Origin of the sequence: Methylopila musalis, assembly GCF_042679725.1 — a bacterium.
Classification (GTDB): Bacteria; Pseudomonadota; Alphaproteobacteria; order Rhizobiales; family Methylopilaceae; genus Methylopila; species Methylopila musalis.
Window position 1 is genome coordinate 1 of record NZ_JBHTMX010000090.1, and the last position, 11,671, is coordinate 11,671.

Consider the following 11,671-nt stretch of genomic DNA (forward strand, 5'->3'; position numbering starts at 1 on the left):
CCGGCGTCCGCGTCTCCCCATCCCCCGCGCGCCTCGGAAAAACGCTCGTCGAACTGCTCAAGGGCTGACGCTCTCTCCGGGCGGCGCCGATTTCGCCTTGATTGCAGGCGATACCGGCGCCCCCTTCGACGGAAGTCGCGTTCCGGTCGTTCACATCCGAACCGCCGCCCCCATATGGCTTCAGGGGGCGGGCTCCGAAAACAACGCAAGGTCCAGACCAATGTCACGCCAGGCGGCGAACCAAGCACTTTCCCTCACCTCGTTTCTGTGGGGGGGGAACGCCGCCTACATCGAGGACCTGCAGGCCCGCTTTCTGAAGGATCCCACCTCGGTCGATCCGCAGTGGCGCGCCTTCTTCGAAGATCTGGGCGACCAGCCGGACGCGGTGGCGAAGACCGCCGAAGGCCCGTCCTGGGAGCGCCCGAACTGGCCGGTGCCCGCCAACGGCGAACTGGTCTCGGCGCTCGACGGCAACTGGGGCGCGGCCGAGATCGTGCTCGGCGACAAGATCAAGGGCAAGGCGGAGGCCAAGGGCTCCACGCTGACGCCGGAGCAGATCCGCGCCGCGACCCGCGACAGCATCCGCGCGCTGATGATGATCCGCGCCTACCGCATCCGCGGCCATCTGGCGGCCGATCTCGACCCGCTGCGCATCGAGACCCGCCCGCCGCAGGAGGAGCTGGACCCCGCCTCCTACGGCTTCGGCGAGAAGGACCTCGACCGGCGCGTCTTCATCGACCACGTGCTCGGGCTCGAATACGCGACCGTGCGCGAGATGCTCGCCATCCTGAAGCGCACCTACTGCTCCACGGTCGGCGTGGAGTTCATGCACATCTCGGAACCGGGCGAGAAGGCCTGGATCCAGGAGCGTATCGAGGGGCCGGACAAGGGCGTCGCCTTCACCCCCGAGGGCAAGAAGGCGATCCTGAACAAGCTGGTGGAGGCCGAGGGCTTCGAGAAGTTCCTCGACGTCAAGTACACCGGCACCAAGCGCTTCGGCCTCGACGGCGGCGAGTCCATCGTTCCCGCGCTCGAGCAGATCATCAAGCGCGGCGGCGCGCTCGGCGTGCGCGAGATCGTGTTCGGCATGGCCCATCGCGGCCGTCTGAACATCCTGTCGCAGGTGCTGGGCAAGCCGCACCGGGCGATCTTCCACGAGTTCAAGGGCGGCTCCTGGACCCCGGACGAGGTCGAGGGCTCGGGCGACGTCAAATACCATCTCGGCGCCTCGTCGGACCGTGAGTTCGACGGCAACACCGTGCATCTCTCGCTGACGGCCAACCCGTCCCATCTGGAGATCGTCGACCCGGTGGTGCTCGGCAAGGTGCGCGCCAAGCAGGACCAGTGGAAGGACGCCGACCGCACCCGCGTGCTGCCGCTGCTGATCCACGGCGACGCGGCCTTCGCCGGCCAGGGCGTGGTGGCGGAGTGCTTCGGCCTGTCGGGCCTGAAGGGGCACCGCACCGGCGGCTCGATCCACGTCATCGTGAACAACCAGATCGGCTTCACCACCAGCCCGCGCTACGCCCGCTCGTCGCCCTATCCGTCGGACGTGGCGAAGATGATCGAGGCGCCGATCTTCCACGTGAACGGCGACGACCCGGAGGCGGTGACCTTCGCCGCCAAGATCGCGACCGAGTTCCGGCAGAAGTTCCACAAGCCGGTGGTGATCGACATCTTCTGCTACCGCCGCTTCGGCCACAACGAGGGCGACGAGCCGGCCTTCACCCAGCCGCTGATGTACAAGCGCATCCGCAGCCATCCGACCGCGCTGGAGACCTACGCCCAGCGGCTTGAGGGCGAGGGCGTGATCAAGTCCGGCGAGGTGGACGAGATGCGCGCCGCCTTCCGCGCGCGGCTCGACGCCGAATACGACGCCGGCCAGGCCTACAAGCCCAACAAGGCCGACTGGCTCGACGGCCGCTGGGCCGGCATCAAGGCCTCGAAGGACGTGGACGACGCCCGCCGCGGCAAGACCGGCGTGGAGATCGACACGCTGAAGGCGCTCGGCCGCAAGCTCACGGAGCTGCCGGCGAACTTCCACGCCCACCGCACCATCCAGCGCCTGCTGGAGAACCGCCGCAAGATGACCGAGAGCGGCGAGGGCGTGGACTGGGCCATGGGCGAGGCGCTGGCCTTCGGCTCGCTGCTGCTCGAAGGCAAGCCGGTGCGCCTGTCCGGCCAGGACGTGGAGCGCGGCACCTTCAGCCAGCGCCATTCGGTGATCGTGGACCAGGAGACCGAGGCGCGCGCCATCCCGCTCAACACCCTGAGCGACGATCAGGCGGCGTTCGAGGTCATCAACTCCATGCTGTCGGAAGAGGCGGTGCTCGGCTTCGAATACGGCTACTCGCTGGCCGAGCCGAACGCGCTGACGCTGTGGGAGGCCCAGTTCGGCGACTTCGCCAACGGCGCGCAGGTGATCTTCGACCAGTTCCTATCGTCGGGCGAGCGCAAGTGGCTGCGCATGTCCGGCCTCGTCTGCCTGCTGCCGCACGGCTACGAGGGGCAGGGGCCGGAGCACTCCTCCGCCCGTCTGGAGCGCTACCTGCAGATGTGCGCCGAGGACAACATGCAGGTCGCCAACGTGACCACGCCGGCGAATTACTTCCACATCCTGCGCCGGCAGCTGGTGCGCGACTTCCGCAAGCCGCTGATCCTGATGACGCCGAAGTCGCTGCTGCGGCACAAGAAGGCGACGTCGAAGCTGTCCGAGATGGACGCCGGCACCTCGTTCCACCGCCTGCTGTGGGACGACGCGCAGCTCAATCCGGGCTCCACCATCGCGCTGAAGCCGGACGACCAGATCCGCCGCGTCGTGCTCTCCGCCGGCAAGGTGTATTACGACCTGCTGGAGGAGCGGGAGCGCCGCGGGGTGGACGACGTCTACCTGCTGCGGGTGGAGCAGCTCTATCCGTTCCCGGCCAAGGCGCTGACGAACGAGCTCAGCCGCTTCCAGAACGCCGACGTGGTGTGGTGCCAGGAGGAGCCCCGGAACATGGGCTCCTGGAACTTCGTGGAGTCCTACGTGGAGTGGGCGATGAACACGGCGGGCCTCGCCGTGAAGCGCCCGCGCTACGCCGGCCGTCCCGCCTCCGCCGCCACCGCCACCGGCCTCATGTCCAAGCACCTCGCCCAATTGCAGGCGTTCCTGAACGATGCGCTGACGGTCGAAAGCTGACCGGACGGCGACCCCGAGACTGACGGATGAACGGGCGGGCGGGGATGGCCCGCCTCATGGGAGATTTCAATGGCGACCGAGATACGCGTGCCGACGCTGGGCGAATCCGTCACGGAGGCGACGATCGGCCGGTGGTTCAAGAAGCCGGGCGAGGCGGTGGCCGCCGACGAGCCCATCGTCGAGCTCGAAACCGACAAGGTGACGCTGGAGGTGCCGGCGCCGGCGGCCGGCGTGCTGGGCGCGATCGAGGCCAAGGACGGCGAGACGGTCGGGGTCGGCGCGCTGCTGGGCTCGATCGAGGCCGGCGACGGCGCGGCGCCCGCTCCCAAGGCGCAGGCCAAGGCCGACGACGCCAAGAACGACGCCAAGACGGCGCCGATCAAGGACGACGCCAACGAGACCAAGCCCCGCGATGAGCCGAAGGACGCGCCCAAGGACGCGCCGAAGCCGAACGGCGGCGCGGCGGCGGACTCCGGCCCCGCGGTGCGCCGTCTCGCGGCCGAAAGCGGCGTCGACCCGTCGGGCGTCTCCGGCTCCGGCAAGGACGGGCGGGTGACCAAGGGCGACATGCTGGTCGCGATTGAGACCGGCGCGAAGCCGGCCGCGCCGCAGGCCCCGGTTCAGGTGCGCGCGCCGTCCGCCCCGGACGACGCCTCCCGCGAAGAACGGGTGAAGCTCACCAAGCTGCGCCAGACCATCGCCCGCCGCCTGAAGGACGCGCAGAACACCGCCGCCATGCTGACGACCTTCAACGAGGTCGACATGACGGAGGTCATGGCGCTGCGCTCGAAGTACAAGGACGTGTTCGAGAAGAAGCACGGTGTGAAGCTCGGCTTCATGGGCTTCTTCGTGAAGGCGGTGATCCAGGCGCTCAAGGACATCCCGGCGGTGAACGCCGAGATCGACGGCCAGGAGCTGATCTACAAGAACTACTACCACATCGGCATCGCCGTCGGCACCGACAAGGGCCTCGTGGTGCCGGTGGTGCGCGACGCGGACGGCAAGGGCCTCGCGGGCGTCGAGAAGACGATCGCGGACTTCGGCAAGCGCGCCCGTGACGGCAAGCTCGGCATCGAGGAGATGCAGGGCGGCACCTTCACCATCACCAACGGCGGCATCTACGGCTCGCTGATGTCGACCCCGATCCTGAACGCGCCGCAGTCGGGCATCCTCGGCATGCACAAGATCCAGGAGCGGCCGATGGTGGTCGGCGGCAAGATCGAGATCCGCCCGATGATGTATCTGGCGCTGAGCTACGACCACCGCGTCGTGGACGGCAAGGAGGCGGTGACCTTCCTCGTGCGGGTCAAGGACAGCCTCGAGGATCCGTCGCGTCTCGTGATGGATCTGTGAGCGGGCCGGACTCCGCCGCCACCGAGGTCGGGCGCCTGAAGGCGGCGCTCGACCGGCAGCTCGTCATGACCCTGGTCGGGATCGTGACGATCGGCCTGATCCTCGCCTTCAGCTCCAGGGAGCAGGGCGGCCTGTGGCCGAGCCTGCTCAACCTCCTGCCATGGATCGCGGGCCTCGCGATCCTGGCCTGCGCGGCGAACCGGGCGACGCTCGCGCTGAAGACCAGGACCCTCCGCCGTCAGGCGGACGCCGGGCCCCGAGCCCGCCCCTGACGACCCCGACGCACAGCGAGAAAGCTGAAAGAGAGCCATGGCCTACGACCTGATCGTCATCGGAACCGGCCCCGGCGGCTATGTCTGCGCGATCCGCGCGGCCCAGCTCGGCCTCAAGGTCGCGGTGGTGGAGAAGCGCGCCACCCATGGCGGCACCTGCCTGAACGTGGGCTGCATCCCCTCCAAGGCGCTGCTGCACGTGTCCGAGCTGTTCGAGGAGGCGGGCCACAAGTTCGCGGGCATGGGCATCGAGGTCGGCGCGCCGAAGCTCGATCTGGCCAAGGCGATGGCGTTCAAGGACGAAGGCGTCGCCGGCAACACCAAGGGCGTCGAGTTCCTGCTGAAGAAGAACAAGATCGACGCCTTCCACGGCGTGGGCAAAATCCTCGGCTCCGGCAAGGTGGAGGTGACGCCCGAAGGCGGCGCGCCCCAGACGCTGGAGACCAAAAGCGTCGTGATCGCCACCGGCTCGGACGTGGCCAAGCTGAAGGGCCTCGAGATCGACGAGGAGACCATCGTCTCCTCCACCGGCGCGCTGGCGCTGTCCAGGGTTCCGGGCAAGCTGCTGGTGGTGGGCGCCGGCGTGATCGGGCTCGAGCTCGGCTCGGTGTGGCGCCGGCTCGGGGCGGAGGTGACGGTGGTGGAGTTCCTCGACCGCATCCTCCCCGGCATGGACACCGACGTGGCGAAGCAGTTCCAGCGCCTGCTGGAGAAGCAGGGCGTGGCGTTCAAGCTCGGCGCCAAGGTCACGGGCGCGGAGAAGGCGGGTGACGGCCTCAAGGTCACGGTGGAGCCCGCCAAGGGCGGCGAGGCCGAGACGCTCGACGCCGACGTGGTGCTGGTCGCCATCGGCCGCGTTCCCTACACCGCCGGCCTCGGGCTGGAGGAGGCGGGCGTGGCGCTGGACGAGCGCGGCCGGGTGAAGACCGACGGCCACTTCAAGACCAGCCTCGACGGCGTCTACGCCATCGGCGACGTCATCGCCGGCCCCATGCTCGCCCACAAGGCCGAGGACGAAGGCGTGGCGATCGCCGAAATCCTCGCCGGCAAGTCGGGCCATGTGAACTACGACGTCATTCCGAGCGTGGTCTACACCTATCCGGAGGTCGCCTCCGTGGGGAAGACCGAGGACGAGCTGAAGGCCGCCAAGACGGAGTACAAGGCCGGCAAATTCCCCTTCACCGCCAACGGCCGCGCCAAGGCGAACGGCACCACGGAAGGCTTCGTGAAGGTGCTGGCGGACGCGAAGACCGACAAGGTGCTCGGCGTCCACATCGTCGGCCCGCGCGCGGGCGACCTGATCGCGGAAGCCGCCATCGCCATGGAGTTCGGCGCCTCGTCGGAGGACATCGCCCGCACCTGCCACGCCCATCCGACGCTGGCGGAAGCGGTGAAGGAGGCGGCGCTCGCCGTGGAAGGCCGCGCCATCCACATGTGACGGCGCGATCTCGCGGAGACAGCATTATACTAAATACATAGAATTGAGTTGCATTCTCCGCCCGGACGTTTTCCCATGCGCCTGACCCTCACGCGCATGGGAACCTCATGTCTCACCTCTTCTCCCTGGTCCGGCCGTTCAGCCGCCGGCTGGCGCTCGCCATCCTCTCCGCCGCCGCGCTGTCCGGCCTCACGGTCGCGGGCGCCCACGCCGCCGAGACGCTCCGCATCGGCTATCAGCGCTCCTCCACGCTGACCACGCTGCTCAAGAGCAGCGGCGAGCTGGAGGCGGCGCTCGCCAAGCAGAACGTCCGGGTGACGTGGCACGAGTTCACCAGCGGCCTGCCGCTGCTGGAGGCGCTCAACACCGGCAATGTGGACTTCAGCGCCGACGTGGCCGACACCGTGCCGGTGTTCGCGCAGGCCGCGGGCGCCAAGCTGACCTATGTGGCGGAGGAGGCGGCCTCGCCCGCCGCGCAGGCGATCCTCGTGCCGGCCAATTCGACGATCGCCTCGGTCGCGGACCTGAAGGGGCGCAAGGTCGCGGTCACCAAGGGCGCCGGCAGCCACTATCTCCTGCTGGCGGCGCTGACCAAGGCGGGCCTCTCCATCAAGGAGATCACGCCCGCCTATCTCACGCCCGCGGACGGCCGCGCCGCGCTGATCGGCGGCAACGTGGACGCGCTGGTGGTGTGGGATCCGTTCCTCGCCAGCGCCCAGGCGCAGTCCGGCGCCAGGGTGCTCCAGAACGGCGACGGCCTGTCGAGCTACAAGCGCTACTACCTGACCACGGATTCGTTCGCGAAGCGCGACGGCGCGATCCTCGACACCATCGTCGCCCAGCTCAAGGCCAAGGGCGAGTGGGTCAAGGCGCATCCGAAGGAGGCGGCCGAACAGCTCGCCGCGATCTGGAAGATCGACGCCGCCATCATCGAGCAGGGCAACGCGCGCCGCTCCTACAAGGTCGCGACAGTGGAGCGCGAGGGCCTCGCGGAGCAGCAGAAGATCGCCGACGCCTTCTTCGGCGAGGGGCTGTTCCCGAAGCCGATCGTGACCGCCGACACGCCGATCTGGCGGCCGGCGACCCAGTAAAGGCCCTAGCCTCAGCGGCGGCGCTGGTCGGTCAGCGTGAAGCAGCCGACGCCCGCCAGCACCAGCGCCGCGCCGGCGAGATCGACCAGCGTGGCGCGCTCGCCCAGAAACACCACGGCGAGCGCGAGCGTCGCGATCGGGCTCAACGTGCCGATCGCGGCGTTGGCCTGCGCCGAGATGCGGTGCAGCGCCGCCGACAGCAGGAAGCTCGGCAGCACGGTCGCGAACAGAGCCAGCGCCGCCGCGAGCCACCAGGCCCTGGCGCTCAAGGCTCCGAGCACGCCAACGTCCCGCAGCAGCAGGAACTGCAGCAGCGAGGCGCTCGCCGCCGCGAGCATGGCGACGCAGGTGAACAGCTTCGGCCCGAGCCGGGCGATCAGGCCGCGGGCGAACAGCTGGTAGAGCGCGAAGGCGAGCGCCGAGGCCAGCACCAGCGCGGCCCCGGTGCGGGTGGCCTCGAACCCTTCCGCCTCCATGTCCTTCAGGAACACCAGCGCGAGCCCGGCGTAGGACAGGCCGAAGGCCGCCAGCGCGCTTAACCGGAACGGCTGGCGGAAGAAGGCGGCGCCCAGCAGCACGGTGAACAGCGGATAGGTGAACAGGATCAGCCGCTCGAACGGGGCGGAGATGTAGGCGAGGCCGAGAAAGTCGGTGTAGCTCGCGAACCAGTAGCCGAGCAGGCCGACCGCGAAGGCCGCGCCCAGCGTGCGGGCGTCGAGGCCGGCGGGGCGACCCGCGCGCTCCAGCGCCAGCGCGGCGATCGCCACATAGACCGGCAGCGCGAGGCCCATGCGCAGCGCGAGCAGGGTCTCGGTGTCCACGTTCTCGGCGTAAGCGAGCTTGATCAGCACGCCCTTGGCCGAGAACAGGATCGCCCCCGCCGCGGCGAGCGCGTAGCCCTCCCACGGAACGCGGGGCGAAAGCGGCCGGGGGTCGGTGACGATCTCGGGGTCGGCGGGCGTCGCCGTCGGCGTGGAGGGGGGCATGGGCGGATCCTTCGACGGTCCGCCTAGCATGGGCCGCGCGGAGTTCGCCATGCCGGGAGCAGGCGCCTGCGCCGCGCGCGGCGCGGAGGTTGTCGTCCGCTCATGCGAAGGCCCGGGCGGCGAGGCCCGGACCTTCGGTCGTGGGGGCGGGGCGCGCCCGTGGGGGACCCTGCCGGCTTACGTGCCGGTCGGGGCCTCGGTCTGGGTGGAGGCGCTGTTGGTCTTTCGGGCGCAGGGCTCGGCCGAGGCCGGCGCCGCGAAGGTCGCGGCGAGGCCCAGCGCGAGCAGGGCGGCGGTCAGCGTCTTCATCGTCGCTCTCCGGGGTGACGGACGCGCGGGGGCGCGCATCTCACGGCAGCAGGGTACCCCTCCTGCGCCATACGCCAAGGGGAGGGGGCTGCGCCGCCGTTCACGCTTTCGCGCGCGGGCGCCGGTGGTGGAGCGCGGGCGGCGGATGCCCTAAATCTTCTCGCGCCCGTCCCCTGTTCCAAGGCAGAGCGCTCCCATGACCGAGACCAATTACGACGCCCTTCTGGTCGAGACCCGCGGCGCGGTCGGCCTGATCACGCTGAACCGGCCCAAGGCGCTGAACGCGCTCAACGCGCGGGTGATCGAGGAACTGGCGCTGGCCTTCGAGGCCTTCGAGGCGGACGACGCGGTCGGCGCGGTGGTGGTGACGGGTTCGGAGCGGGCCTTCGCCGCCGGCGCCGACATCAAGGAGATGGCGGACAAGACCTACGCCGAAGCCTTCCTCGAGGATTTCACGCCCACCTGGCGGCGGCTGCTCGCCTGCCGCAAGCCCTCGATCGCGGCGGTGGCGGGCTATGCGCTCGGCGGCGGGTGCGAGCTCGCCATGATGTGCGACATGATCTTCGCCGCCGACACCGCGAAGTTCGGCCAGCCCGAGATCACGCTCGGCATCGTCCCCGGCTTCGGCGGCACCCAGCGCCTCGCCCGCGCCGTCGGCAAGGCCAAGGCCATGGACCTCATCCTCACCGGTCGCATGATGGACGCCGCCGAGGCCGAGCGCAGCGGGCTCGTGGCCCGCGTGCTCCCGCCCGAGCGCCTGCTGGACGAAGCGCTGGAGGCGGCGGAGAAGATCGCGGGCTTCTCCCGCCTCGCCGCCCTCTCCGCCAAGGAGGCGGTGGACGTGGCGTTCGAGGGATCCCTGTCCGAGGGCGTGCGCCTGGAGCGCCGGCTGTTTCAGGCCCTGTTCGCCACCGAGGACCAGAAGGAAGGCATGGCCGCCTTCGTGGACAAGCGCAAACCCGCGTTCCGCAACCGCTGAGACGCCGGCCGCGGCGCTGGACGCCGTTGAGCCTCCACCTTGTCCCGGCCTTGAGCCGGGACCCAGAAACGTCAGCGTTTGCCGGACAAGCTGCACGGTTGGAGAGCGACCTTGAGCCGGGACCCAGAAACGTCACCGTATGAAGATAAAACGGCCCGGCCGTCGTGCGCTGTTCTGAACCGCCAGTGGTTCTGGGTCCCGGCTCAAGGCCGGGACAAGAAAAGACGCGCGTCAGCCGGCGACGGCTTTGTCGAGGCGTCTGCGCGCGCGGGCGGGGCCGATGAACGGCAGCAGGCGGGCGAGTTCGGGGCCGTGGGGGGCGCCGGTGAGGGCGAGCCGCAGCGGCTGGAACAGGGCGCGGCCCTTGGCGCCGGTCGCGGCCGACACCGCGCCGGTCCACGCCTTCCAGGTGGCCTCGTCCCACGGCGCGGGCGGCAGAAGGCGCGCGGCCTGTTCGAGCGTCGGCGCGTCGTCGGGGGCGGCGGGCGGGGCTGCGAAGCCGTCGTCGGTGGCGATCGCCCACCAGCGCGCGGCCTCACTGAGCGACGTGAGATTGCCGCGCACCACGTCCCAGAACGCCGCGCCGCCGCCGACGCCCGCAGCTTCCAGCCGGGGACTCACCGCAGCGAAGGGCAGCGCGTGCAGCGTCTTCTCCGACAGGGCGCGCAACTCGGCCATGTCCACCCGCGCCGGCGCGCGCGACAGGCGCCTGAGATCGAGCAGCCCTGAGAGTTCGTCGAGCCCGGCGACCGGGCGCACCGCCTCCGCCGAGCCGATCAGCGTGGCGTAGGCCGCGACCGCCAGCGCCTCCACGCCCTCGTCGCGCAAGGTGGCGAGCGCCAGCGCCCCCGAGCGCTTGGACAGGCCGTCGCCCTCCGCCGAGGTGAGCAGGTTGTGATGGGCGAAGGCGGGCGGGACGGCGCCGAGCGCCGCGAACAGGTCGAGCTGCACGGCGGTGTTCGCCACATGGTCCTCGCCCCGCACCACGGCGGTGACGCCCATGTCCGCGTCGTCGACCACGCTGGTGAAGACGTAGAGGAACGAGCCGTCGTCGCGGCGGATGACGGGGTCGGACAGGCTGCCGAGGTCGATCTCCTGCCGGCCGCGCACGCCGTCCTCCCAGGCCACGCGGCCTCCGGAGAGGCGGAACCGCCAGTGCGGGCGGCGGCCCTCCGCCTCGAGGCTCGCGCGGCGTTCCGGGGTGAGGCGCAGCGCCGCCCGGTCGTAGAGCGGCGGCCGGCCGGAGGCGCGGGCGAGCTTGCGGGCCCGGTCGAGCTCCGCCTCGGTCTCGTAGGCCGGGTAGAGGCGGCCCTCCGCCTGAAGCCGCTCGAACGCCGCCTCGTACAGCGCGGAGCGCTCGGACTGGCGCGCCTCGCCGTCCGGCGTCAGGCCGAGCCAGGCGAGGTCGTCGCGGATCGCGTCCACATACTCTTCCCGCACCCGCGCCCGGTCGGTGTCGTCGAGCCGCAGCAGGAAGCGTCCGCCCTCGCGCCGCGCCAGCAGGGCGTTCAGCAGCAGGGTGCGGGCGTTGCCGAGATGGAGCCGGCCGGTGGGCGACGGCGCGAAGCGGAAGGTGGACATCTGGATTTCCCGGCCGTCAGCGGCCGCAGTCCCGCACCCACACACCGCCGGTCGGGGCGATCTCGGGGTCCGGGTTCGCGCTCCAATAGGCGAAGGCGCGCTGCAGCTCGGGCAGGAACACCGCCACCGGCGCAGGCGAGTCGAGCCCGTCGGGCTCGGCGCGGCGGAAGCGTTCGTCGAAGAAGTGGATCGGCGAGGCCGGCGCGTCGCCGTCCTCCGCGTCGCGGCCGGACGGGGAGGCGAAGCGCCCGCCGGGCGTCACGGGCGCGGGGCCGGGCTCCGCCAGCTCCGCATAGCTGTCGGCGGCGCCGGACGAGGGCGTGAGCTTGAAGCGATAGGCCACGCGCGGCGCGAGCGTCAGCGTGAAGCCGAGATGGGAGCCGGAACCCGCGTCGCGCAGCGCGACGAAGCGCAGCGCGGTTCCGCCGCCGCCCTCCGCTGGCCGGTAGACCGCCGCGCCCAGCGCGCAGGAGGCCGCCCG

10 protein-coding genes are annotated in these 11,671 nt (G+C 70.7%); 6 read left to right on the top strand and 4 right to left on the bottom strand.

What is annotated here, in order from left to right; all coding sequences use genetic code 11:
* Positions 1–220 precede the first annotated feature (220 nt).
* The 5 genes from ACFQ4O_RS10725 to ACFQ4O_RS10745 all read left to right on the top strand — a co-directional run bounded on the left by ACFQ4O_RS10725 (position 221) and on the right by ACFQ4O_RS10745 (position 7,335).
* A complete protein-coding gene (locus tag ACFQ4O_RS10725; RefSeq protein ID WP_378775686.1) occupies positions 221–3,181 on the top strand; it encodes a 2-oxoglutarate dehydrogenase E1 component in 2,961 nt (986 codons plus the stop codon).
* Between the two features lie 69 nt (positions 3,182–3,250).
* Complete coding sequence (gene odhB, locus ACFQ4O_RS10730; RefSeq protein WP_378775687.1) at positions 3,251–4,534, top strand: 2-oxoglutarate dehydrogenase complex dihydrolipoyllysine-residue succinyltransferase; 1,284 nt, start codon at positions 3,251–3,253, stop codon at positions 4,532–4,534.
* A complete protein-coding gene (locus ACFQ4O_RS10735) occupies positions 4,531–4,806 on the top strand; it encodes a hypothetical protein (protein WP_378775688.1) in 276 nt (91 codons plus the stop codon). Before odhB ends, ACFQ4O_RS10735 begins: the two co-directional genes overlap by 4 nt.
* Before the next feature lie 37 nt (positions 4,807–4,843).
* The gene (lpdA, locus tag ACFQ4O_RS10740; RefSeq protein WP_378775689.1) at positions 4,844–6,244 is read left to right on the top strand and encodes a dihydrolipoyl dehydrogenase; all 1,401 of its coding nucleotides are present in this window, start codon (positions 4,844–4,846) and stop codon (positions 6,242–6,244) included.
* Between the two features lie 107 nt (positions 6,245–6,351).
* The gene (locus ACFQ4O_RS10745; protein ID WP_378775690.1) at positions 6,352–7,335 is read left to right on the top strand and encodes an aliphatic sulfonate ABC transporter substrate-binding protein; all 984 of its coding nucleotides are present in this window, start codon (positions 6,352–6,354) and stop codon (positions 7,333–7,335) included.
* Positions 7,336–7,346: 11 nt separating this feature from the next.
* Here ACFQ4O_RS10745 and ACFQ4O_RS10750 read toward each other — a convergent pair whose 3' ends face one another.
* Entirely contained in the window at positions 7,347–8,321 is a 975-nt protein-coding gene (locus tag ACFQ4O_RS10750) for a DMT family transporter (protein ID WP_378775691.1), read from the bottom strand.
* A gap of 177 nt (positions 8,322–8,498) precedes the next feature.
* Positions 8,499–8,630 (bottom strand): hypothetical protein, encoded by a 132-nt coding sequence (locus tag ACFQ4O_RS10755; RefSeq protein WP_378775692.1) that lies wholly within the window; start codon positions 8,628–8,630, stop codon positions 8,499–8,501.
* Positions 8,631–8,826: 196 nt separating this feature from the next.
* On the opposite strand from ACFQ4O_RS10755, the gene ACFQ4O_RS10760 reads away from it, so the two are divergent.
* Positions 8,827–9,609 (top strand): enoyl-CoA hydratase, encoded by a 783-nt coding sequence (locus ACFQ4O_RS10760; RefSeq protein ID WP_378775693.1) that lies wholly within the window; start codon positions 8,827–8,829, stop codon positions 9,607–9,609.
* A 231-nt stretch (positions 9,610–9,840) separates the two neighbouring features.
* Here the strand turns inward: ACFQ4O_RS10760 and ACFQ4O_RS10765 are convergent, their stop codons facing one another.
* Together ACFQ4O_RS10765 and ACFQ4O_RS10770 are read right to left on the bottom strand one after the other, a co-directional pair.
* Complete coding sequence (locus ACFQ4O_RS10765) at positions 9,841–11,190, bottom strand: glutamate--tRNA ligase (protein ID WP_378775694.1); 1,350 nt, start codon at positions 11,188–11,190, stop codon at positions 9,841–9,843.
* A 16-nt stretch (positions 11,191–11,206) separates the two neighbouring features.
* The coding region (locus ACFQ4O_RS10770; RefSeq protein ID WP_378775695.1) for a hypothetical protein at positions 11,207–11,671 on the bottom strand (465 nt) is incomplete at its 5' end.